We start from the raw sequence: 23,294 nt of genomic DNA on the forward strand, positions 1-23,294 counted from the left end.
CACGCTCTCCAGGCGGCTTTGCAGCGGCAGGCTGAACGTGCCGGGTCCGTACCGGTGCCGATGCGTCCTCAGTCACCCGCGGACTGGGTTGCCGTAATGCGCGCACAGGCACAGCAGGCCGAAGGCAAGTGGATGAATTACCAGCAGTCCCAACAGCTCGCCTCGCTGCAACGGCAGGTGGCGCACCGTTTGGTGCAGGCTTTCCGGGCGGACCGGGGGCCCTCGACTGAACGCTACGACACGTACGCGGCGCACCTGGTTGCCCTGCAACGGCACGCCTTGTCCAAGCCGGTCGTGCGGGTGGCCCTGGGTCTGATTCCAGTGGGTGAGCAGCCCAGCCTGCAGCGCGCCATGGACGTGGCACTGCAGCGCGAACAGGAGCAGCAGGCCCAGGACGTGTGGGCACTTCAGGACCACGCCGTGCAGCGTCAGCTCGAGCAGCTGGAGGCGGCAGCGGCACAACCGGTGCTGCAGCGCATTCAGGCCCGCCGCGGCGCCGGAAATCCACTTCCCGAAGCGGTCCAGCGGCATCTGGCACAGGAACTCAATTACGACCTCAGCGCCGTTCGCATTCACGCCGACAGCGAAGCGGACATCCTTGCCAAAAGTGTCCATGCCGTGGCGTTCACGACCGGCAGTGATATTTTTTTCCGTGCGGGCACCTACAACCCGAACACGCCAGGCGGCCTGGAATTGCTGGCGCACGAAGTCACCCACACTGTCCAGCAACGTCAGGGACGTGTCGGCCCTGGTGTGGACCCGGACGCCGGGCTGGAAGCCGAAGCGCGCCGCATGGGCGCGAAGCTGGCCCGCGTGATGCCAAGTGTCCACACGCTGTTGCCCTCGAACCCACACGCTCCCGGCGTGTACAGCCCCAAAGCAGCGCTAGCGCGCGTTCAGGATGGCGCAGCACAAAGGGTGGCCTTGAAGCCTCTGCATGACCTGCAGCCATCAGGGCACACGGTGCAGCGCTTCGGCAATCCCCTGTCGTGGGCAGCCGACAAGGCAAAAGAGGGCGTCGCGTCTGCCCTGAGCGCCATCCCCGGTTACCGCGAGCTCAGCCTTGCCCTCGGCCGGGACCTTGTCACGGGAAAAGCCATGAATGGCAATCCGGACGTGATTCTCGACGCCCTGGCCCTCTGGGTGCCCGGGCCCCTCAAGGATGTGCTGCGGGCACTCAAGGAGACCGGCGCCATCCCGAAGGCCTGGGCGTGGTTTGGGGCCGAGCTGGGCAGACTGAATCTGGGCGGCGCCTGGAGTGAGGTGACCGCGGCAATCGGACGGGCAGACCTGGCCGCCGCGAAAGGTACATTGACCCGCCGGATCGCTGGCCTCAGATCTCTGATCGTCGGCAGTACCCGGAAGATCGCGGAGATCGGCCTGGCTGCCCTTGCCGCAGGGCTGGGGCCGGTCGGGCAGCAGGTGATCGCGCGCTTGCAACAGGATGGCGACTTGATCCTGCAGGTCCTGAGAAACCCCGTCAAGTTTGCGGGTCACCTGCTCAGCGCTCTGAAGGACGGCTTCGGCAATTTCGCGCGCAACGCTTCCCGGCACCTTCAGAATGGTCTGGGGCAGTGGCTTTCCGGGGCCAGCGGCATCACCTTTCCGGCCAAGCTGGATTTATCAGGCGTACTGATGACCGCGCTCAGCGTGATGGGTCTGACCTATCAGGCGCTTCGTGGCCGCCTGGTGCGCAGCCTGGGCAGAAACGGTGAAGCGCAGGTGCAGGCGGCAGAAGGCACGCTGGATACGTTCAAGTCGCTGAGGGGCGGTCTGCACCGCGCGGATGAGATCAAAGCCAACCAGGGCAGCATGGGTGGAGAAATCGTCAGGCGCCTGAAAAGCGAAGTCACCAAAAGTGTCGTGATGGCGGGCATCACCAAAGTTGCCACCATGCTGATTCCCGGAGGGGGCTTCGCGACCGCCCTGATCGGGGCCTTTCACAGCGTACAGTTCCTGATCGAGCAGGGCAGGCAGATCATGGGCGTCGTCACGAGCGCCGTCCAGAGCGTCGGGGCAATTGCCGCAGGCAATATCAGCGCGGCAGTGAGCGGTGTCGAAGCCAGCCTGGCCCGCAGTATTCCGGTGGCGTTGGGGTTCCTGGGCAAGGTACTGGGATTGGGCAACATCGGCACCAAGGTCAAGGCCGTGATTCAGAAGGTCCGGGGCAAGCTTGACGCCGTTCTGGACAAGGTGGTGGTCCGGCTCAAAGGGCTGATCGGTCGGAAGCCGGCCAGCGTCCGAACAGCCGATGAGTCCAAGGGAGATCAGCGGTCTCTTGCGCAGAAGCAGGAGTCCGTCACTATGGCCAGTCAAGCTGCCGCAAGTGCACTGAAGACGTATTCGACCGACAAACCGGCGCTGCTGTCACGGCTGGAGGGCATCAAGAAGAACTTCAAGCTCAAAACCATCCGGCTCGATGAGCTGGACGAGTTCAGAAGCTCTGTCTACGTCGAGATCAACCCGAGCGCCACGACGAAAGCTGAGCACACCATGTTCTACCCGATTGATCCGGAGTTTGAATTGGACGCCAAAGGCATTCGCATGACCTTCAGGACCCGTGCGGGCAAGAAGTTCGAGACAACGATCGGTCGGAGCGGGCATATCCGGAATGCTGCCGGGTTCGATCTGGACCTCACCACGTTGGGTCGCGGGGTGACGCAGAACCCTGCCAACAAGGTCGTCAACGCCGGACAGAACAGCGCGCACATCATCGCCAACTGGTTCGGTGGTTCAGGGTACAAGAAATCTCTGAACCTGCTGGCCACCAGTGATCATTACAACAAGCGCGTCATGGGGGGAATCGAACATCGCATCGCTGCCTGGGTCGGTCAATACCAGATCAGCCGGTTCAACTTGTACATTCGCGTGGATTGGGGCGTGGTCGAGGAGCACAGGCTCTTCGCCTCCATCGAGTCCGCAGTGGCTTCACTTACCGGGATTACCGACCCCGGACGCCTCACCCAGATGCGTCACCGGATCGCCCGCCGTCTGGCCGGTGAACTGACACCCGTGCTGAAGGCAGTGGAGGACGTTGAATACACGGGGCACGGTAAGGACAGCGGTGGTAAGCCGCACCGCATGCCGGGTCAGAACGCTGGTTTTGATCGGTGGCTCAGGATATGAACATGCGAACTTTCGTGCAGGGCTACCTTGACGCCGAGTACGACCTGTGGATGATGGCGCACACTGAGCGGAGCGATGAGCACTTCCTCCAGGCTGCGGAGAAATTCGAAGAGCGATTCTTCGCGCATGGCGTGTATTCCGACATTTCCCGCCCCAGGAATATGAATGATGAGCGGTTCCAGGCCTTCCACGTGCTGCTCTCGGCCAAGCAGAAACGTCCACTTTATTGCATGGTCGAGGATGACACGGGCGTCACTCAGGCCGTGCTGGGCTCCATTGACCATGGGTCAGCGCACCGATTCGAGCTGATCCGCATTCGCGTGATTGACGGCGAACCCAAAATTGTCTCGTCATACCTGACCAATTTCGACGGTACCTTTTCGTATAGCGGGGGTGAGGAAGCTGGCGAGCATCTCCCTGATCCCTGCCTGGGCTGACCGCCCGTCCATGTTTGGAAGGACGCTCGAAGCCTTCACCACACCTGCCGCGACTGGGCAGCCATGTGAAACGGACGACGGCGCGTCGCCGAAGGCAGTGTAAGTACGAACTGGCGTGCACTTCGGAGAACCTGCGAACACCACTCAGGTGCTGCTTCATTGCGCAATCTCGTTGCCGAGTCGGCGCCCACTTCTTCGCTCGGGCGTCAACGCCACTTGGGATCAAGGCATACGAGCAGGCAGCGCCCAAAGCACCTGTGGGACACTGTGCTGCCTCCAGGATGGCCCGTTACGCCTCTGCCAGGCGCCGCGCTCGCCGTGCCGCGATGAACGAACGTACGGCCAGGGCCAGCAGCAACGCGCACAGCACCAGCGTCAGGCCCTGCGCGAACACGGCCACCGGTCGCTCGACCGTGCGGCCCGACAGCAGTGCGCCCAGCGCGGGCAGTACCCGCAGGGACCCCAGCACGCCCAGCAGGGCCAGGGCGGCGGCAGCGTGCATCGCGTGACGCCGCGCGGTGTCCGAGCGACCCCCGATCAGACCCAGCACGACGAACAACGCTCCCAGGACGGCCGGGATAAGGGCGGTAAAGCTCGCTCCCGCGGTCAGGGCGTAACTCACGATGCCCAGCACGGTGAGCAGCGTTCCTATCAATACGGTGATCTTCGCCATAGGACTTCAGCTTAGCGGGGAAGGCGCGGAAATTTGGACCCGCCCGGTCTACGGGCGGCCCTGGCCCCTCAGCGACGCTGCACTTCATCGATCAGACCGGAGGACCACGCTTCCTGCGCGCTCATGGGCTGCGGTACCCGGAGCCGACGGAAGAGCTCCGCCTGACTCAGCCGCGTGCGCTTGAGCAGGGTGAGCAGGACGCTTTCGCGCAGCAACACCGCTTCGTTGGCCTGCACCGTCACGGGCGTGGACGCGTCACACCATGAGCTGCCCGAGGTAAAAAACAGATCGATCTGGCAGTGCTCCAGCGCCCGGCGACGGCGCCCCGTGACCAGCACGAGCGCGCCCGGGAGGCCCAGGGACCCCAGGCCCACGGTCAGGGTGGGGGCACTGATCTCGCACAGGACGTCCCCCAGTGCCAGCGCCGCGCGCACGCTCCCGACCGGTGTGCCGACCAGCACCTCGATGGGGCTGATCGGGTCATCGAGGTCAAGGGCCAGCAGGTGCGCCGCGGCGTCGCTGGCGCAGAAATGGTCCAGCGGTCCGCTCAGCACGACGCTGCGGGCGTGACCTTCGCCGGGCATTCTCCAGGGCCCCCTCATGTCTCAGTGTACCGAGGCGGCGGCCCTGGAGGCAGGCAGGACAAGGCAGCGTCAGGACAGGGTGAGCGCCCGCGCCTCGCCGCCCAACCGGTCCCACAGCGTAAAGTCGGCCCAGCTGCCCGGCCTCACCACGCCGTAGTCTTCCCAGCCTGCGGCCAGGGCGCCGCCCCGTGTGTACGCGAAGAGCACCTCGTCCTCGCTGAGGGTCTCCTGCGGCGCCAAGTCCGTGCCAGTGTCGTCGGTGCGGGTGAGGGCCGCGCGGAAGTTGGCCCCCACGTCGGGCGGCGCGACGGGCGCGTCCGAGCCGAAGGCCAGCAGCGCGCCCGTGTCGAGCAGCTGGCGAAAAGCGTAGCTGGTCGCTTCCAGGTGCGGCAGCAGCTCGCGAATTGCCGCACCGTCGCCCAGCAGGTGAATGGGCTGCACGCTCGCCGTCACGCCCAATTCGCCGAAACGCGCGATGTCCTGCGGGCGCAGGTGCTGGGCGTGCTCGATGCGCAGCCGCACGCCCTGCTGGCGGGCGAGGGCCGCGAGGTCGGCGTAGGCGTCCAGCACCTCCGTGTTCGCCCGGTCGCCAATCGCGTGGGTGACCGGGGTCAGGCCGAGCTCCAGGCCCGCCCGTCCGCGTTCGCGGATCAGTTCAGGAGAATGCAGCGCCATGCCCTCGCCGCTGCCGTCGGCGAAACCGGGTGGAGTGAGCCAGGCCGTACGGCTGCCCAGCGCGCCGTCCGCGAAGAACTTCAGGCCGCCGATTTCCACGCGCGAACCGCGTCCCAGGCCGCCCCGCATGCCGGCGCGCTGAAAGTCCTCCAGGCGTGACTGGTCCACGCAGGCCCACACCCGCAGGGGGAGTTCTCCCTGCGCCGCCAGTTGGGCCACGGCCTGTAAGGCTTCCGGGGGTTCATAGCCCATGGTGTGCACGCTCGTGAAACCCCGTGCCCGGAAATCCTGTACGGCCCGCTTCGCCGCCACCTGGTAATCCGTCGGGGTCGGCGCGGGAATCGCGCGGGTCACCAGCTCCTTGGCGTACTCCAGCAGCGTGCCGAGCGGACGCACAATCCGTCCGCCCTCGGGGTCGGGCGTGTCCTCGCTCACCCCGGCCAGGCGCAGGGCCAGCGAGTTGGCCCAGGCCGAGTGCAGATCACGCGAAAAGAGCAGCACCGGGTGACGCGGTGACACCTCGTCGAGCTCGGCGGCGCTGGGATAGTCGTGCAGGCCCAGCTCGGAAAGGGTGAAGCCGTTGCCCTGCACCCAGCTGCCCTCCGGTACGTCCTGAACGCGTGACCGCACGCGCGCCTGCACTTCGGCCACGCTGCGCGCGCCCGCGAGGTTCACGTTGCCCAGCGAAAAGCCGTAGCCCACCAGGTGAACGTGCGCGTCGGTGAGGCCCGGCGTCAGGAGCGAGCCGCGGTGATCGAGCACCTCGGCGCGCGGCGCCAGGGCGAGCAACTCCTCACGCGTGCCCGCCTTGAGTACCCGCCCGGCGGCCACCAGCACGCCTTCGGCGCGCGGGCGGGCGGGGTCGAGCGTGCGAACGTCGGCGAGGATCAGCTGAAGAGGAGGGGCCTGGTTCTCGGCTGCATTGGTCATGAGCTACCTCGGGATACGCGCCCGGCGGCTACCGCCGGGCAGAATTCGTTCAGGGCTTGGCAAGCACCACGTCGAGCTTCGCGGCAACGCCGGGGCACAGGCTTTCGCCCACGTGGATGATGGTCCTGCTGGCGTAGCGATGTTTCTCAGGCGCCGAACTCGACCGCTCGGCGGTATCGGCGCCTTCAACCGGGCGAAGGTCCACCCCCAGCGCCCAAAACGGCATTTTGTGTTTTTGCACGCCGAAGTTGGAGGCCGGGCCCGAAAGCGTGGCCAGCAGGGCAATGCTGTTCATTCTGCACGCACTATCGCACAAAGCCTCCCACCTTCGCGTGACGCCTGGGAAGACGGGCCCTGGGGAACCAAAACGAAAAAAGCGTCCTTTCCGGACGCTGATAAAACTAGTTTAGCGTAGTATACGCCAGCTGTCAAATTATGCACCTTGAAATCCCGATCGAAGTGGCAGGAACTGCACATCGAAAGCGGAGAAGCGTGCCGGACGCAGGACAGCTCATCCATTACTCAAGGCCGTCGCGCCCGCCCGAGGGTGGGGACCGCACTGTCCTCCGACAGGAAATTCACCCTATGCTTGTGGTGTGCCCCTTCCTCCCTTGCTGCCGCTCGACGCGGCTCAGGACCCGTGGCTGCGGCTGTGGGCCGCTTCGTCTGCGCTGCGGGTCGAGCGGCCACCGCGTGGGCACGGCCGGTCGCCTCATCTGCAGGACGCAAGCGTGGGCAGCACGACCACCTGGACGTCGACGTTTCCGTGGGAAGGCGACGAGCTGCTGGCGCAGCTGAGGCGCGCCGAGTTCGGTGCCGAAACCCCGCTGACCGTCACGGCCTTTGTCTCGGAATCCCGATCGGTCCGGCGCGAGCTCGAACTCGCCGTTCGCGGCCTTCTGGACGCACGCGGTCTGCCCCCCGCAGAGGTGCGTGTTCGCAGCGCCTACAAGCCCGCCTTTCACTGGATCGCCGAGGAGGTTCTGCCCCGGGCCCTTGAGTTGAATGCAGACTCCTTGCAGCTGAGCTATCCCGTCCTGGCCCCCGAACCGCCTGGGCGCTTCCTGCAGGAAACCTACCCGCTCTCCGGCCTGCTCGAACAGCACGGACTGCGCTTCGAGGCCCGGGCGGATTCACGGCCAGCACAGCACTGCCGGGTCGTGCTGCTGGCACAGGGGCAGGAAGTCTGGCAGGGAAGCTGCGCACTTCCGCTCGCGCCGCGCACCGCTCCCGGGGGCGCGACCGTGCTGGCCCCGACCGGGCGCCTGCAGGTCAGTGCCCAGGAGCGTGAGCTGCTCGACGTGCGCCTGCTGACCGATGCGGAGCGCGCCTGGGACTGGTATACCAAGGCGGTGTTGCCCGAAGTGCTGCGGCGAGCTGACTTCGCGCCCGGCCAGCCCGCTTTTCGGACGCTCAGCGTGACCTTCGCGCTGTCCGAAGCCGATGACCCGCTCGGGCTGGACCACGAACGCTCCAGCATGCTCGAGGCGCTGGGCGAGGAAGTCTACTTCGGAACCCTCGAGGCCCTCAAGCTGCGGGCAGGGCATGAACTCGACGCCCGTGAGCTGCAGCCCGGTCGCATCGTTCCGGTGGTGCGTTCCCGTCCGGCCCAGGCGGGCTGGGCGCGGGTGACCCTCACGGCGTTTGCCGGGCCTTCGCAACCTCAACAGCCAACCCGGAGGGCCCAGCCATCTCAGGCCGACATCGGAGGCGACCCAGCGCCGCTCCCGTCTGCGCCGGTGTCGCCCCGCCGGCTCGTCGCCTCGGCCCGCGCGCTGGCCGACGAGCATCGCCTGGAGTGGACTGTTCCTGCCTACAGCTACGACGGGCGTCCGGTTCCGGCGCTGGGGCGCACGGGCCGACCGATTGGCCTGCTGGTGACGGCCGGTCAGCATGCCAACGAGGCCAGCGGTCCGCACGCCGCCCTGAAGCTGATTCCCATGCTGGCGCAGGTTCCGGATCTAAGCTTTGTCGCCATTCCGCTGGAGAACCCGGACGGGGCCGCGCTGCACCTGGCGCTGACCCGACGAGACCCGCAGTTCATGCACCACGCCGCGCGCTACACCTCGCTGGGCGACGATCTGGAAGCCCGGGTCCTGCGCGGCGAGGCGCGCTGGGAAGCGCGCGCGCGGGTCTGGGCGGCGCACCGGCAACAGCTGGCCGTGCACCTCAGCCTGCACGGCTATCCTTCGCACGAATGGACGCGCCCGTTCAGCGGTTACGCTCCGCGCGGCTTTGAATCCTGGGCTCTGCCGGCCGGAATCGTCACGATCATTCGTTACCAAAGTGGGCAGCGCGAGAATGCCGAGGCGCTGGCCGCCCTGATTGCCCATGCCCTGAGCAGCGACGAGGAACTGTCGGCGCACACGCAACGGGCGCTGCGCTGGTCCGGCGCGCACGTGCTGACGCCGCATTACGAGCTGCGCGGCAGTTGGCCTTTTCTCTTTCAGGCCCGCGACGACCTGCTCGCGCCCTTGATGGTCATCACCGAGGTGCCGGACGAGACGGTGTACGGCGCGGCATTCGAGCGCTGCGTGCGCGCCCAGGTGCTCGTCGGGCAGGCCTGCATGGCGCACCTGACCTGAAAGGGAGGCCCCACGATGGGGCCTCCCTTTCAGATCCGGCTTGTTATTTCTTGCCGGTTACGGTGATGGTGTTGAAGGCCTCGCTGTTGCTGGGTCCGGGAACCCAGCCTTTGAGGTAGGTGCGGGTGGCGCACAGCGGGCGGCTGTGCACGATGGGAATCCGCACGGCCGCTTCGTGGGTGAGTTCGTGGACCTTGGCGTAGGCCCGCGTCTGCTCGGCCCGTGAGGCGCTCCCGGTGGCCTTGAGCAGCAGCTGCTGAATTTCTGCGGAATCGAACTTCGAGTCTGCCGTGCCACCTTCACCGTAAAACGGGCCGTAGAAGTTGTTGGGGCTGCCGAACTGCCCGGACCAGCCGATCATGTACATGTCAAAGCCCGGATCCTTGTTGCGGTCGGCCAGGTAGGCGGCCCAGTCCTCGGTCTTGAGGTTGGCCTTGATGCCGATGGCGCTGAGGTCCGCCGCGATGGCCTCGGCGGTGGGTTTCGGGGTGGGGAAGTAGGGCCGCGAGACGGGCATGTACCACAAATCGAGCGTGAAGCCGTTGGGGTATCCCGCTTCGGCCAGCAGCTTCTTGGCCGCCTGCGGATCGAAGCGGGGTTGCGCGGGCACTACCTTGCTGTTGGCCCAGCCCAGCGCGGGCGGAATAAAGCTGTTGTCCGATTCGCCCAGCTCACCCCAGAAGGCGCTGACCATTTCCTTTCTGTTGAGTGCCAGGGCCATGGCCTGACGAACCTTCTGGTTTTTCAGGATGGGATGCTTGCTGTTCAGGCTGAGAAAGCCGACGTTGAAGGAGGGCCGCAGCACCACCGACAGGTTGCTGTCGTTGCGAATGGCGCCAAGGGCGTCCGGGGTCAGGTCGCAGGTGAAATCGACGGTCCCGGCCTTGAGCTCGTTGAGGCGCGCACTGGGGTCCTTGATAAAGCGGAACACCAGGGTGCTGGTCTTGGGTTTACTTCCCCAGTAACTGGGGTTGGCCTTGAGGGTCAGCTGTGAACCTGAGGTCCAGGACTCGAAGATGTAAGGTCCGGTACCAACCGCGCCCACGCCGGGGGTGCCGTACTTTTCCCCGGCTTTCTTCACGGCGGTCGGGCTGGCAAAGCCGAAAAAGTTCGTGCTGATCATGGCCGGAAAGTCCGCGACCGGGCGGCTCAGCACGAAGGTCACCTGTGAGTCGCTGTCCTTGCGCACGGCACTCAGCAGGCTTCCGCTTCCTTTGGCTTCTCCGAGAATCAGCTTCCAGGATTCCCAGGCTTTGCCCTGTGCGCGGTAGCCGTAAGTGTCACCGGGGTCCCACCAGCGGTTCACGTTGAAGATCACCGCGTCCGCGTTGAACGCGGTTCCGTCGTGAAACTTCACGCCCTGACGCAGCACGAAGGTCCACTCGGTCAGCGCTTTGTTGGCTTTCCAGCTGCTCGCCAGGCCGGGCGCCAGCTCGACCGTGCCGGGTTTCATCCTGGTCAGGGTGTCGTAAATCTGGTTCTGTACGATCACCGAGTTGGTGTCGTTCACGTTGCCCGACTCGAGGGTCACAGGCTCACCGCCGGCCCCGTAGACGAGGGTTGCGGCCCCCTGGGCCTGGGCGGTTCCGATCAGCATGACGGTCAGTGCAAGGGCAAATCTACGCATGGGTTCTCCTGGCTGGTGGGAAGGGGGGTGAAAAGGGCGAAGGCAGAGGCGGGATCACTGAAAAATGGCTCTGGGCAGGTAAAAGCTCACCAGCCAGTTGGGCGCGTCGACGATCTCGCTGATGCGCAAATCCGCCGCGACGCTGCACAGCAGGTAGGCGTCGTAGGGATCGAGCTGGTACTCGCGTCCCAGATGGTCGATCATGCTGCGTACGGCGTCGCGCGAAGCTTCAAAAAGGTCCGGGCCGATGCCGGTCGTCACGTCATACCCGCCGGCGTCGATGTGCCGCGTGACCGGACCGGGCGTGCTGAAACGAGGTGCCTGGAAGTTGGCCTGCTTTTGCACCCCGAAGCGCAGGGTGACACGCATGGCCGACTCGATCGCCGTGCCGCACACCTCACCGTCGCCCTGAGCGGCGTGGGTGTCGCCCACGCTGAAGAGCGCCCCCGGCACCTCGACGGGCAGGTACAGGCGCGTCCCGGCGGTGAGGTCGCGAATGTCCATGTTGCCCCCCACACGCCGGGGTGGCACCACCGAGTGCTGGCCCGCCTCGGCGGGGGCGTTGCCGATGGTGCCGGGAAAGGGACGGACCGGCACGCGGATGCCCGGCAGAAACTCGGCGAAGTCGCCCGAATACGACCAGACCTTCAGGTAAGGATCGTGAAATTCGTCGGCCAGCAGCCCGAAGCCGGGAATGTTGGCAGTCCAGCCCACCCCGGAGGGCGCGAACTCCAGAATCTCCACGATCAGCGCGTCCCCTGGTTCGGCCCCTTCCACGAAAACCGGGCCGGTGACGGGATTGACCAGGCCGAAGTCCAGCGCGCGCAGGTCGTCGAGAGTGGCCTGCGCGCCGAGCTGACCGCCACTCGCGTCGAGCACCTCGAACTCGACCGTTTCGCCCGGCATGACGACCAGCGCGGGCGGCAGCGAGCGGTCCCAGCCGTGATGGTGATCGTGAATGGTGCATCCTGGCGAAGTCACTTTTTGATTCACATCCTTTCGTAGCCGATCAGGTGCGTGGGATCGATGTCCATCGGCCAAGGCGGGCTCATGGCGTCCCTGCCGGCGGAAAGTCGGCGTTGCCAAAGGTTTTCATCTGTTCTTCCCAGTACGCCTCTCCTCGTGTGGTGTCCTTGAGAAACAACTTTGCTGCGGCCGACACGTCCTCAAAGGCCTGCAGGGTTTCGACGGTTCGTTCCGGGTGTTCGAGGGCCACCCCGTCGACGATCATGCTGGCCAGCGTCAGCATGGCTGCCGGAATGGCGGTCGTCGGGCCCAGCGTGACGGGCACGATCAGCCGTTCCTCGACCGGGGCCCAGGCCATCAGGCTCGAAGGGTCGGCAACCAGGATGACCCGCGTTCCCTGCCGACGAAGCAGTTGCAAGAACAATTGCGCGTCGTTGGTCGGGCGCGGAGCCACGAAGAGCAGCGCGCAGTCGCGCTCGGTCCAATGCACCAGCTGGGTCAGCAGGCCGGCGTCAAGGCAGGTGACGCAGCGGGTGTTGGCTTGCAGCCGGGCCAAATAAAGACTGGCGTGCTCGGCAATTGAGGCGGCCGCCGCAAAACCGGCGACGACGATGCGCTCGGCGCGGGCGAGGTGCTGAACGCTGCGTTTGAAGTCCGCCGAGTCCAGGACCCCGATCAGACCCTGCAGGTTCGCGCGCTCCTGTTCGAGCAGGTCCGAGAAGCGGGTGGTTTTGGCCGTCTGCTGAAAGCGCTCTGCGGGGGCGCTGCTGCGAATTTCGTGAAGCACGACCGCGCTGAGGACCTTGATCAGGCTCGCGTAGCTCTCGAAGCCCAGGCGCAGTGCAAAACGCGTGACCGTCGACTGGCTGGTGCCAGCAGCGCGGGCGAGCTCGGTGGTGGTCATGAACGGAACCTGCTCGGCGTGATGAAGCAGGTACAGCGCCAGCTGACGCTGGGCTCCGGAAAGCGTGGGGAGCTGCGCGTGAAGCAGCGCCGTGAGGCTTTGGCGGTCGGTGAGGGTGTTCGGCATCCGCCTCCTGTTGAATAAACCAAATCATAGATGAAGATCTTGAATAGATCAATTCACGCTGAATGGCTGGCGACGAGAAGCCGGGTTTCGCTGAGAATGACCGCCTGCACGCAGCGTATTTGGACAGCGGAGCCTTGAGGCCAGAGTCTGGAGGGTGCCCGGTACCGGGCACGGGTGCGGTTGACACCCATACCCGCGCCGCTTACGCTTGACCCACAAGTCATTTCTCGGAAAAAACGATGGATTGGAGGAGGGGATAACGATCCACGGCCAGGTGCTTCAGCTGATCTACGAGCTTCAGCCCCTTGGGGAGTTCGCGGCTCTGCCTCTCGCACGCAGTCTTTGCAGAAATGGCGGCGGGGGTGGGCCAGGGGCGACTTCAGCCGCGTCCCCACAGTCACGCTATCCACCAGCCGAAGGCACCTCGGCACGCCCTGATGATCTCCCGCCTTACGCAGACCGCAGGAAAGCACCGGTCGCCCGAGCGCGAAGAAATGCGCAGCAAGTAAAAGAGGAGTCGAGATGAAACGAGCACCCCGCATCACCGCGAGCGTCATGATTCTCTGCCTGATGGCCCTGGGACAGGGAGCGGCCCAGAAAACCGAGCTGCGCATCGAAAGCTGGCGCAACGACGATCTCAAGATCTGGCGTGACACCATTCTCCCGGCCTTCGAAAAGGATCACCCGAACATCGACGTGGTGTTCACGCCCAGCGCCCCGGCAGAATACAACGCGGTCGTGGAGACCAAGCTCAAGGGCGGCACGGCCGGAGACATCATCGCCTGCCGACCGTTCGACGCCAGCCTGGGGCTATACAACGCCAAGCACCTGGTCGCTCTGAATGACCTCAAGGGTCTTCGGAACTTCAGTACGGTCGCCAAAGCCGCCTGGAGCACCGACGACGGCAAGACGACCTTCTGCGTGCCCACGGCGGCGGTCATCCACGGCTTTCTGTACAACAAGGCGGTCTTCAAGGAACTCGGCCTGAGCGAACCCAAGACCGAAAAGGAATTCCTGGCTGCCATGGAAAAGGTCAAGGCCAACAAGAAGTACGCGCCGATTGCCATGGGCAGCAAGGACCAGTGGGAAGCGGCGACAATGGGCTACCAGAACATCGGGCCGACTTTGTGGAAGGGTGAACAGGGCCGCACCGGGCTGCTCAAGGGAAGCGCGCAGTACAACAAGGGAGGCTTTCTGCAGGCCTTTCAGGCGCTGGAGCGCTGGCGTCCCTACCTGCCGCAAGGCTACCAGGCGCTGGCCTACCCGGACGTGCAGAACCTCTTCGCGCAGGGCCGCGCGGCAGTTTACCCGGCCGGTTCGTGGGACATTGCGACCTTCCGCGGCATGAACCCCAAGCTGGACCTGGGGGCCTTTCCGGCCTACACCTTCGCAGCCGGGCAGAAGTGCGTCATCAGCGACCATCCCGACATCGGGTTCGGCCTGAACGCGGCCAGCAAGAACAAGGACGCCGCCAAGGTCTTTCTGGAGTGGATGGCGGGGCCCGAGTTCGCCAGACTCTACGCCAACGCCCTGCCAGGCTTTTATCCGCTGGCCAACGTCGCGTACAAAGTCAACGACCCCGTCGCCCAGGAGTTCCTCGACTGGCGCAAGACGTGCGACAAGACCTTCCGCTCGTCGTACCAGCTGCTGTCACGCAACGCCAACCCCAACAACGAAAACGATCTGTGGAACGCGACCGCACAGGTGCTGAACGGCAAGATGACTCCGCAGCAGGCCGGTGACTTCGTGCAGAAGAACCTCGCTTCCTGGTACGCTCCGCAGAAAGGCAAGTAAAGAGAAGGAGGAGCAAAGCTCCTCCTTCCTGACTCACCATGCGCAAACGCTTTCCGGTGCACATCGTCGTGTTTCTGCTGCCCGCCCTCGCCATCTACACGCTGTTCATGATCTACCCGCTGCTGAACTCGCTCTGGCTGTCGCTGAACAACAAAAGCGCGGCGGGTGACACGGTCTTTGTGGGCCTGGCGAACTACGTGCGGCTCTTCACGGCGCCGGAATTCGCCGGAACCTTCTGGAACGCCCTCAAGAACAACGTCATCTTCTTCGCGGTTCACATGGTCGCGCAAAACCCGATCGGTCTGCTGCTGGCCGTGCTGCTCACCCGCCGTCTCATTGGTACGGCGATCTACCGCACGGTGATTTTCGTGCCGACCGTGCTGTCGGTGGTGATCGTCGGCTTCGCCTGGAAGCTGATCCTGAATCCCGCGTGGGGCGTGGCGCCCAGCCTGCTGGGCAGCGTCGGCCTGGAAAGCCTGTTCCAGCCGTGGCTGGGGCTCGAGTCCACCTCGCTGATCACCCTCGCCCTGATCTCGGTGTGGCAGAACATCGGCATTCCGATGATGCTGTTTCTCGCGGCGCTGCTGCGCATTCCCGAGGAGTTCTACGAAGCGGCGCGCGTGGACGGTGCGAGCGCCTGGCGGATTTTCTGGCAGATTCAGCTGCCGCTGATCCTGCCCACCCTGGGCATCGTCTCGGTGCTGACCTTTGTCGGCAACTTCAACGCCTTCGATCTGATTTACGCCACGCAGGGCGCGCTGGCCGGACCGAATTTTGCCAGCGACATTCTGGGCACCTTTTTTTACCGCACCTTTTTCGGCTTTCAGCTGCAGCCCGGTGACCCGTTCATGGGCGCGGCCGTCGCAGGCGTGATGCTGCTGGTGATCCTGATCGGGGTGCTGGCGTACCTGATCGGCTGGCAGCGCCGGATTCAGGAAGTGCAGTTTTGAGCCGCCCGAGGACTTCATGCTGAGACGCCGGTTGTGGGTGTCCCAGCTGGCGAGCCATGCGTTTTTGCTGCTGTACTGCGCGCTGGCGCTGTTTCCGATTGTGCTGCTGATCATGAATTCCTTCAAGAATCAGCTCACGATCTTCGGGGCGCCTTTTGCCCTGCCGACGCCGGAAACCTTCACGCTGGAAGGCTACCGAACCCTCGCCGAGGGAGCCAATTTCGGTCGTTACGTGCTGAACAGCGTGATCGTGACGGTCACGAGCCTCGGCCTGATTCTGATCAGCGGCGCGATGGCGGCCTTCGCTCTCTCGGAATACCGCTTCCGGCTCAACACCTTTCTGGGGCTCTACCTCGCACTGGGCATCATGGTGCCGATCCGGCTGGGCACGGTGGGCATTCTCAACCTGGCGGTCGAGCTGCATCTCGTCAATACCCTGTGGGCGCTGATCCTGGTGTACACCGCGCAAGGCCTGCCGCTGGCGGTGTTCGTGCTGACGTCCTTTATGCGCCAGCTGCCGCGCGACCTGAAAGAAGCGGCAAGGCTCGACGGGGCCAGCGAATACCGGGTGTTCTCGCTGATCCTGCCCTTGATCCGCCCCGCGTTGGGCGCAGTGATGGCGATCTCACTCATTCCCGTGTGGAACGACCTGTGGTTTCCGCTGATTCTCGCGCCGGGAGAAAGCACCAAGACCATCGTGCTGGGCGCCAGCGTCTTTCTGGGGCAGTTCGTGAACGACTACAACGCCGTGCTGGCCGCCCTGTCCATCGCGATCGTGCCGGCCGTCGTGCTGTACGTGCTGTTTTCCCGGCAGCTGGTGCGCGGACTCACCGAAGGAGCCATCAAATGAGAAAGACATGCGCGTCGGCATCGTAGGCGCGGGCGCCATGGGTCAGGTGCACCTGCGCAGCTGGTCTGCGCAGGGTGCTCAGGTCTGCCTGCACGACCGGAACCTGGAACGCGCCCGGGAAATCGCCGCACCTTACGGGGGCGCCGTCCACGCGACGCTGGAGGGTCTGCTGGGTGACGCGGACGTGGTGGATGTGTGCCTGCCGACCTTTCTGCACCGCCAGCTGGTCGAGCAGGCCGCCCGGGCAGGCTGCCACGTCGTGTGCGAGAAACCTCTGGCGCTCAGCGTCGAGGATGGCGAGGCGATGGTGAAGGCCTGCGAAGACGCCGGGGTGCGCCTGTTCGTCGCGATGGTCGTGCGCTTCTTTCCGCAGTACCGACAAGCCTGGCAGACGGTGCAGCGAGGTGAGCTGGGCCCCCTCAACGTGGTGCGGCTCAGGCGGGTGTCTTATCCCCCGCACGGTGGCGCGTCATGGTACGCCGACGAGGCGCGCTCGGGCGGAATGCTGCTCGACCTGATGCTGCACGACATCGACTACGCCCTGTGGCTGGCCGGAGACGCGCAGCGCGTGTATGCGCGTCTCAACCAGACCGGAGCACGCCAGTACGCGCAGGTGGTCCTGACGCACGCCACGGGTGCGGCCAGCCTGATCGAAGGCGGCTGGGCTTACCCTGACGGGCTGTTTCGTACGGCGCTGGACATCTCCGGCGAACACGGCCTGATCGAATGGAGCTCGGACGCGCCGGCGCCGGTACGCCGGTATCAGGCGGCCCGCGGGCGCGCCGTGAGCGACGTGGCCCTGCCCGATCACGCGCCCGGGCAGGATCCGTACACCACGCAACTTCAGCACTTCAAAACGGCGCTGGAACACGGATTGCCCTTTGATGTCACTCCGCAGGAAGTGCTCCGTTCGCTGCGGGCCGCGCTGGCGGCCCGGGAGTCAAGCCGGACGGGGCGGGCCGTCAGCCTGGGGGACAGCGCATGAGAATCGGTTTTCTGGGGTTCAGCCATGTTCACGCCGAGGGGTACCTGGCGCTGCTGCGCGCGATGCCGGGCGTAGAGGTCGTGGGTTTCAGCGAGGACGGGCCGCAGGCCAGGGATGACGAAACGCGCACCGGCCTGAAGCATTACCCCAGCGCCCACGTCCTGCTGGGCGAAGGCCTGAACGGCGCCATCGTCTGCTCGGAAACCTCGCTGCACCGCGTGCTGGTCGAGCAGGCGGCTGCGGCGGGCACGCCGGTGCTGTGCGAAAAGCCGATTGCCACCACCCTCGAGGACGCCCTGGCGATGAAACGCGCCTGCGACTCCCGGGGGGTGCTGTTCATGACCGCCTTTCCGATGCGCTTCGATTCGGCCAGCCTGGAACTGCGGCACGCCGTTCAGTCCGGGGAACTGGGCGAGATTCTGGGCGTGAATGGGGTCAACCACAGCGAGAACCCCGCCGCTCACCGCGCCTGGTTCGCCGATCCCCTTCTTGCCGGAGGCGGGGCCGTGATGGACCACGTGGTGCATCTGGTGGATCTGCTGCGCTGGGTCCTGAAAAGCGAAGTGGTCGAGGTGTACGCGCAGGTGCAGCGTTCTCCCTCGTCGGCGGTCGATACGGCCGGGCTGCTGCTCATCACGCTGGGAAACGGCGTGCAGGCCAGCATCGACTGCAGCTGGAGCCGCCCTGCCGATTACCCGCGCTGGGGGCATCTGAAGCTCGACATCGTGGCCGAGCATGGCTTGCTGGTGGTTGACACCTTCGCGCAATACCTGACGGTCTATGCCTCCGGTGCGGCGCGTTCACCAGAGTGGCGCGGTTTTGGCGCCGATCCCAACGAAGCCATGCTGCATTCCTTTCTGCAGGCGCTGGAGCGTGGAGCTGAGCCGGCGGTGTCGTGGTACGACGGCTACCAGGCGTTGCGCGTCGCCCTGGCCGCTTACGAATCAAGCCAGCTAGGGCAACCGGTCCGGCTCGACTCGGCAGGCCCTGGAATTGTTGCAGGAAACTCGCGCTGATATCCCGAAAGGGCCCCGCCCAACAACCCCGTGGTTCGGCGACGCGCTCAGCGCCGTGCTGACACGGCGATTCCCCCGACGATCAACGCGAACGCGGTGACATGGTAAAGGTGCGCTCGCTCGCCCAGCACGGCCAGGGACATCAGGGCGGCGAACAGCGGCGTGAGGTTGTTGAAGAAGGCTGCGACGTTCGGACCGACCCGCTGCACGCCGATGCCCCAGGCGCGAAAAGCCACCAGCGAGGGAAAGGTCGCGACGTACAGCAGGGCCAGGGCGAGCGGCGCGTTCCAGGTGATCTGCACGTCGCTCCATGCCCACTCGCCGGCCGCGAAGACGCCCGACCACACTACCCCGAAGCTGACCTGGGCCAACAGAAAGGTGGCCCAGGTCGCGCGGATGGCCGCCTCGTCCTGCCCGCGCGTGAGCAGCCAGCTGTACACCGACCACGCGACGGTCGCCAGCAGCATGAACAGGTCCCCCGGCACCAGGCGCAGCGCCAGCAGCCCTTCCCAGTCTCCACGGGAAAGCACGAACAGCACGCCCAGAATCGACAGGACCGCGCCGATGACCTGCCTGAGCGTCACGTGCACCCCGAAGAACATCGAGCCGACTCCAAGCATCCAGACTGGCATGCTGGCGGCGACCAGTGTGACGTTGATCGGGCTGGACGTCCGCAGTGCCAGATACTGCAGCGCGTTGTACATGCCGACCCCGAGCAGGCCGAGCACCGCGTAGCGTCGCCAGTGGGTGAGCAGGCCGCTGCCCCGGCGATAGATCGACGAGGCAAAGGGCAGCAGGATGAACAGCGCAATCGTCCAGCGCAGGAAGTTGAGCGTGATCGGCGGAACCAGATCGATCACCAGCCGTCCGACAATGGCGTTGCTGGCCCATAGCAGGGGCGGCACGACAAGCAGCAGGGCAGTGGACAGGGTCAGCGGATGGCTCATGGCAATAGCTTTCTTCCAGAGTATGCCTTCCAGAGTATGCACCGCGCCCGCGTCAAGCTGCCCGGTAACCCGCACTCGGTCTGGTTGTGTCTCCCAGGAGCAAAAGCTCAAGCCCTGCTCAGGGTCCTGCTCACGGACGCCTGGCGCGACTGCCTTATGCTTTTTTTGCTCGAAGTGAGGCGCTCCTGGCCCTCAGCGGGCACGAAACGATCCTTTCGGGGGAGGCGTCCACCTCGGCAACAACGGACGTGCGAGCAGGAACGAGCGTAGGCTGGTGCGACTCCAGCGACCTGCGACCAAGGTTTGAGCGGAGCGGTAGGCTCCGCTTTTTGATGCCCGTCTTTTTGGTGCCGTCGTTCTTCACGTCCGAACGGCAAGGCGTTTGGCGAGAAACTGAATCGCGATCAAGAGCAGGGTGGACGTCACCAGCAACCCGAACGCCAGTTGTCCCGCCCGCTCGTATTCCAGGGCCTGGACGAGGTCGAACAGGTAGATGGCGGCAGTGCGGGTCTCGCCCGGAATATTGCCGCCCACCAGCAGCACCACGCCGAACTCTCCCAGGGTGTGGGCAAAGCTCATGGCCGTTCCGGTCACGACACCGGACAGGGTAAGCGGCAAAACGACGAAGCGCAGTCGCTGCAGGGTGCCGAGCGCCAGTGCTCGAGCGGCCTCCTCGTACTTTTTGTCGAGGCCCTCGATGGCGCTGACGTACGGACCGACGGCAAAAGGCAGGCTGTACAGCAGCGACCCGATCAGCAGTCCCGGGTAGCTGAAGGCCAACTGCACGCCGGTCAGCTGGGTGACAAAGCCCTCACGGCCCATGCTGACCAGCAGGTAATACCCCAGCACGGTCGGGGGCAGTACCAGCGGCAGATTGATGACGGCGCGCAGCAGCGTACTGAGCCAGCCCTGCGTGCGGGTCAGCCACAGTGCGAACGGGTAGCCGAGCACCAGCAGCAGGGCGCTCGTGACGACGGCCAGGTTGAGGGTCAGCAGCAGCGCTTCACGCAGTGGTGGGTCCACTCACTGCTCCCGGGGAAGCACGAAGCCGTACTTCCTGAACAGCTCCCGCGCGGCCGGGCTGAGCAGAAAACCCCAGAACTGCCGGGTGTTCTGGCCATCCCGCACGATGACCATCTGCTGGCGCAGCCGCAGGTGATGCGAGAGCGGTGCCAGCCAGTAGGTGCCACCCAGCGCCTCGAAAGCCGGTGCCTTGACGATGCTGAGCGCCAGGATGCCCGCGTCGGCGGCCGTGGAGGCGTATTGGGCGGCCTGGGCGATGTTTTCGCCCACCACGAATTTGCCTTTCAGGGCTTTGCCGATTCTGTGGTGGTCGAGCAACGTCAGCGCCGCCGCGCCGTAGGGCGCGTGTTCGGGATTGGCGATGGCGACTTTGCGTACGCGCGGGTCGCTCAGCGCCCGCGGACCGAGCCTGGCGACGTCGAGCGGGCTGTTCTTCGGGACCCAGATCACCAGGCGACCGATGGCGTAGTCACGTCGGGTGCCGCGCACGGTGAGGCCCGCCTGTTCGAGCTTGGCCGGATAGCTGCTGTCCGCACTGAGGTACAGCGTGAAGGGCGCGCCATTCTGAATCTGCGCGTAGAAGTTGCCGCTGCTGCCGTAGGAGATCAGCAGCGGGTCGGCTTTCGGAAAAGCTGCGCGGTACTGCGCGGCGAGTTCGTCGAGCACGAACTTGAGGTCGGACGCTGCGGCGACGCGCGCGGTCTCGGCGTGCGCGCTGCCGATGGTCAGGGCGAGAAGGACAGAGGGTATGACGGTGCGCATGCTTGCTCCTTCAGGCCGTGGTGCGCCAGACCTCACCGGCGCGCACAGGATTGTAGCCGCCCAGGGCGGCAAGTTCGGCGTGAAAAGCCGGCTGGGTGACCGCCGCGAGCAGGGCCCGGATGCCGGGGTGGGGCAGGTGCTCGTCTGGCACGACCAGATCGAAGCGTTCGCGCTGAACCGGAATGAAGTCGAGACCCAGGGCGTTCGCGGCGGCGCGCGGTCCCGGCCCCGCGTCGGCTTCGCCCCGCGCGACGCTGCGCGCGAGCGCCAGGTGCGACGAGGAACACACGTCATACCCGCGAAGCGCGGCGCGGTCGGCGGGCGTCAGTCCGGCCGCCTCCAGCCAGGCGTCGAGCAGGATGCGGCTGCCCGCGCCCACTTGGCGGTTGGCCAGGATAAGGCCGGGCCGCGCCAGATCGGCAGGCGTGGTGATCCGTTTTGGATTGCCCCGCGCGACCAGCAGGCCCTGCTCCCATTCCCAGAGCGTGAAGAGATGCGTCGGGCGTCCTGTCAGCTCACGCTTCACGAAGGGGCGGTTGGATTCGCTGGTGGACGGGTCCCACAGGTGAATGCCGGCGGCGTGGGCTTCTCCGCGGGCGAGTGCGCGCAGCGCGTCCAGGCTGGGCAGGTCGCGCCACAGTGTGCGGGCCCCCACACCGAGGCGTGCGGCGTGCGGCCCCAGCAAGGCGAGCGAAGGATCGCACCCCACGATGAGCGCGGTGCGTCGCAGGTCGCCCGGTTCCTGCAGTGGCGTGACCTGCACCCGCTCTCCCTGTACGCTGACGGTCACGCCGTCTGCCGGGAGACGCAGTCCGGTTTCGCCGTGCAGGGCGATGGCCAGCCATTGTTCGCCGACCTGAGCCAGTTGTACGCGCGCGGAAGGCTCTGGTGGCGTTTCACCCAGCCATCTGGCCTGCAAGGTGGAGTTGGGCAGGGTGAAGAGTTGCTCGACTGCCACCCCCAGGGCGCGCGCCAGTTGCAAGGCTGCCAGGGTGCTGGGAATTGTGGCACCCGTCTCGATGGCGTGGATGGCCTGTCGGGACAGGCCTGCACGCTGCGCAAGCTCGACACGGCTGAGATGGGCACGTTCGCGGTATTGCTGCAGGTGAACTTGCAGGGCGGCTGACGGAGCCATGCCCGAGCGTAGTTCCCGCCTGACAAAACGTCAAGCAGACGCGACGAACCCGTGTACCGGAGACACGCGCCAGGACGATTACCAAGAGCGCCCGTCGAGTAAAAGCTCTCCGGTTTGCACTCAGGCGCGGTGGTCCGGACGTTCCTCGGAGGTGATCACGACCATGCCCGAAGACCGTTCCTGACCAGCCTCGGGCGAAGGGTCATGTCCTGTCTGCGGATTGGAGCGGCTCCTCAGTCGTGTTCGCAGGCGCTGTACCCAGGCGCGTACTTTGGCACTGCGCCATAACAGCACCCCTCCTCCTGCAGCACCCAGGATCACGAGCGGCAAGACCATGGACGGCACTCCACCAGCTTTCCCCGGCACAACGGGGACGATCCAGTCAACCTCTCCTGCCGGCCCGTCGAGGTGATCCCGGGTGGTGAACGCGACCACTGGCCCAGGTGCATGAAGTACCTGCAACTCCCGGGTGTTCTGTGCCCAGGCTTCCTGCAAGGGGTCTTGCTTGCCCTTGAGGTGATCACGCGCAGCCTCGACACCCAACTTGCCGGGCCTGCCAGTTTCGCTGGCGTGGCGGGCTGCCACGCGTGCGCCTTGCGTCAAGGCGTCCTTCAGGGTAGAGACTACCGTCATGACCGGTCCTTTCGTGTGCAGCAGGAGCGTATCAGCTCCGAGAAGTCGCTGCCCCTGGCCCGTCTGGCTTCAGCGTGCCTGGTTGCGCGGCAGAGGGACAGAGTCAAGCGCACGGCAGGATGTCCGGCCAGTGAGCCGGACATCCTGCCGTTTCAGAGCGCGGTTTTCAGGCCGCCCTCAGCGGGTGGCGGTGCCACTGCGGTCATCGACGACGACCGTCTCGCGCTTTTTGGGCATCAGGCCGGCCAGACCCAGCAGGCCCAGCAGACCCCAGGGGAAGCCCCGGTCGTCGCGGTTATCCATGGTGGTCGTTCCGGTGGTTCCCGTGGTGCCGGTTCCAGTGTCCGTCTGGGCCAGTGCCGTCATGGGCGCGATTGCGAGGGTAAGGGCCAGCAGGGTTTTTACGGTGCGTTTCGACATCATCTTACCTCCAGGGTGAATGCTGTTGTCCTGATCTTGCGCGTGTAAGCGGGGATACTTTTGAGAACCGGCTCAAGAACGTTTTGTGAAACCATCATTTTGTCTTCGGTCTTCCCGAGGTGCTCCACAGACCGTACGTCATCGTG

At 65.4% G+C, this 23,294-nt stretch carries 21 protein-coding genes; 8 read left to right on the forward strand and 13 right to left on the reverse strand.

Annotated elements, in window-relative coordinates:
- The first annotated feature begins 96 nt into the window (after positions 1 to 96).
- Positions 97 to 3,126 (forward strand): eCIS core domain-containing protein, encoded by a 3,030-nt coding sequence (locus DEIPE_RS12420; RefSeq protein ID WP_245557534.1) that lies wholly within the window; start codon positions 97 to 99, stop codon positions 3,124 to 3,126.
- A gap of 2 nt (positions 3,127 to 3,128) precedes the next feature.
- The gene (locus tag DEIPE_RS12425) at positions 3,129 to 3,563 is read left to right on the forward strand and encodes a hypothetical protein (RefSeq protein WP_015236311.1); all 435 of its coding nucleotides are present in this window, start codon (positions 3,129 to 3,131) and stop codon (positions 3,561 to 3,563) included.
- A 289-nt stretch (positions 3,564 to 3,852) separates the two neighbouring features.
- Here the strand turns inward: DEIPE_RS12425 and DEIPE_RS12430 are convergent, their stop codons facing one another.
- From DEIPE_RS12430 to DEIPE_RS12445, 4 genes are all read right to left on the reverse strand, one after another.
- Positions 3,853 to 4,236 (reverse strand): hypothetical protein, encoded by a 384-nt coding sequence (locus DEIPE_RS12430; RefSeq protein ID WP_015236312.1) that lies wholly within the window; start codon positions 4,234 to 4,236, stop codon positions 3,853 to 3,855.
- A gap of 68 nt (positions 4,237 to 4,304) precedes the next feature.
- The gene (locus tag DEIPE_RS12435; RefSeq protein ID WP_083865805.1) at positions 4,305 to 4,838 is read right to left on the reverse strand and encodes an ATP-dependent Clp protease proteolytic subunit; all 534 of its coding nucleotides are present in this window, start codon (positions 4,836 to 4,838) and stop codon (positions 4,305 to 4,307) included.
- A gap of 51 nt (positions 4,839 to 4,889) precedes the next feature.
- Positions 4,890 to 6,425, reverse strand: a complete 1,536-nt coding sequence (locus DEIPE_RS12440; protein WP_015236314.1) for an amidohydrolase — start codon at positions 6,423 to 6,425, stop codon at positions 4,890 to 4,892.
- A 49-nt stretch (positions 6,426 to 6,474) separates the two neighbouring features.
- Positions 6,475 to 6,720 carry a hypothetical protein gene (locus DEIPE_RS12445; RefSeq protein ID WP_015236315.1) on the reverse strand — a complete coding sequence of 82 codons (246 nt, stop codon included), beginning with the start codon at positions 6,718 to 6,720 and terminating at the stop codon, positions 6,475 to 6,477.
- A gap of 301 nt (positions 6,721 to 7,021) precedes the next feature.
- Here DEIPE_RS12445 and DEIPE_RS12450 point away from each other — a divergent pair, with 301 nt between their 5' ends.
- Entirely contained in the window at positions 7,022 to 9,010 is a 1,989-nt protein-coding gene (locus DEIPE_RS12450; protein ID WP_245557535.1) for a M14 family metallopeptidase, read from the forward strand.
- A gap of 43 nt (positions 9,011 to 9,053) precedes the next feature.
- On the opposite strand, the gene DEIPE_RS12455 is transcribed toward DEIPE_RS12450, so the two are convergent.
- The 3 genes from DEIPE_RS12455 to DEIPE_RS12465 form a co-directional block, all read right to left on the reverse strand.
- A complete protein-coding gene (locus DEIPE_RS12455; RefSeq protein WP_015236317.1) occupies positions 9,054 to 10,637 on the reverse strand; it encodes an ABC transporter substrate-binding protein in 1,584 nt (527 codons plus the stop codon).
- A 54-nt stretch (positions 10,638 to 10,691) separates the two neighbouring features.
- Positions 10,692 to 11,618, reverse strand: coding sequence for an acetamidase/formamidase family protein (locus DEIPE_RS12460; RefSeq protein WP_041231497.1), 927 nt, complete (start codon positions 11,616 to 11,618; stop codon positions 10,692 to 10,694).
- Between the two features lie 67 nt (positions 11,619 to 11,685).
- Positions 11,686 to 12,633, reverse strand: a complete 948-nt coding sequence (locus DEIPE_RS12465; RefSeq protein ID WP_015236319.1) for a MurR/RpiR family transcriptional regulator — start codon at positions 12,631 to 12,633, stop codon at positions 11,686 to 11,688.
- A 522-nt stretch (positions 12,634 to 13,155) separates the two neighbouring features.
- Between DEIPE_RS12465 and DEIPE_RS12470 the strand changes: the two genes are divergently transcribed.
- The 5 genes from DEIPE_RS12470 to DEIPE_RS12490 are packed head-to-tail and all read left to right on the forward strand — an operon-like array spanning position 13,156 to position 18,228.
- Positions 13,156 to 14,427 carry an ABC transporter substrate-binding protein gene (locus DEIPE_RS12470; RefSeq protein ID WP_015236320.1) on the forward strand — a complete coding sequence of 424 codons (1,272 nt, stop codon included), beginning with the start codon at positions 13,156 to 13,158 and terminating at the stop codon, positions 14,425 to 14,427.
- Between the two features lie 38 nt (positions 14,428 to 14,465).
- A complete protein-coding gene (locus DEIPE_RS12475) occupies positions 14,466 to 15,377 on the forward strand; it encodes a carbohydrate ABC transporter permease (RefSeq protein WP_015236321.1) in 912 nt (303 codons plus the stop codon).
- 16 nt (positions 15,378 to 15,393) lie between these two features.
- A complete protein-coding gene (locus DEIPE_RS12480) occupies positions 15,394 to 16,227 on the forward strand; it encodes a carbohydrate ABC transporter permease (RefSeq protein WP_015236322.1) in 834 nt (277 codons plus the stop codon).
- Positions 16,228 to 16,234: 7 nt separating this feature from the next.
- The gene (locus tag DEIPE_RS12485) at positions 16,235 to 17,212 is read left to right on the forward strand and encodes a Gfo/Idh/MocA family protein (RefSeq protein WP_015236323.1); all 978 of its coding nucleotides are present in this window, start codon (positions 16,235 to 16,237) and stop codon (positions 17,210 to 17,212) included.
- Entirely contained in the window at positions 17,209 to 18,228 is a 1,020-nt protein-coding gene (locus DEIPE_RS12490) for a Gfo/Idh/MocA family protein (RefSeq protein ID WP_015236324.1), read from the forward strand. The genes DEIPE_RS12485 and DEIPE_RS12490 overlap by 4 nt, the downstream gene beginning before the upstream one ends.
- 47 nt (positions 18,229 to 18,275) lie before the next feature.
- Here DEIPE_RS12490 and DEIPE_RS12495 read toward each other — a convergent pair whose 3' ends face one another.
- From DEIPE_RS12495 to DEIPE_RS12520, 6 genes are all read right to left on the reverse strand, one after another.
- Positions 18,276 to 19,175, reverse strand: a complete 900-nt coding sequence (locus DEIPE_RS12495; RefSeq protein ID WP_041230887.1) for a DMT family transporter — start codon at positions 19,173 to 19,175, stop codon at positions 18,276 to 18,278.
- A 360-nt stretch (positions 19,176 to 19,535) separates the two neighbouring features.
- The gene (gene modB, locus DEIPE_RS12500; protein WP_015236326.1) at positions 19,536 to 20,198 is read right to left on the reverse strand and encodes a molybdate ABC transporter permease subunit; all 663 of its coding nucleotides are present in this window, start codon (positions 20,196 to 20,198) and stop codon (positions 19,536 to 19,538) included.
- The gene (gene modA / locus DEIPE_RS12505) at positions 20,199 to 20,960 is read right to left on the reverse strand and encodes a molybdate ABC transporter substrate-binding protein (RefSeq protein ID WP_015236327.1); all 762 of its coding nucleotides are present in this window, start codon (positions 20,958 to 20,960) and stop codon (positions 20,199 to 20,201) included.
- Positions 20,961 to 20,970: 10 nt separating this feature from the next.
- Positions 20,971 to 22,095 carry a substrate-binding domain-containing protein gene (locus DEIPE_RS12510; RefSeq protein WP_015236328.1) on the reverse strand — a complete coding sequence of 375 codons (1,125 nt, stop codon included), beginning with the start codon at positions 22,093 to 22,095 and terminating at the stop codon, positions 20,971 to 20,973.
- 120 nt (positions 22,096 to 22,215) lie between these two features.
- Complete coding sequence (locus tag DEIPE_RS12515; protein WP_015236329.1) at positions 22,216 to 22,728, reverse strand: hypothetical protein; 513 nt, start codon at positions 22,726 to 22,728, stop codon at positions 22,216 to 22,218.
- Positions 22,729 to 22,905: 177 nt separating this feature from the next.
- Complete coding sequence (locus DEIPE_RS12520; protein WP_015236330.1) at positions 22,906 to 23,151, reverse strand: WGxxGxxG family protein; 246 nt, start codon at positions 23,149 to 23,151, stop codon at positions 22,906 to 22,908.
- Between the last annotated feature and the right edge of the window lie 143 nt (positions 23,152 to 23,294).

The organism is Deinococcus peraridilitoris DSM 19664, assembly GCF_000317835.1.
Classification (GTDB): domain Bacteria; phylum Deinococcota; class Deinococci; order Deinococcales; family Deinococcaceae; genus Deinococcus_A; species Deinococcus_A peraridilitoris.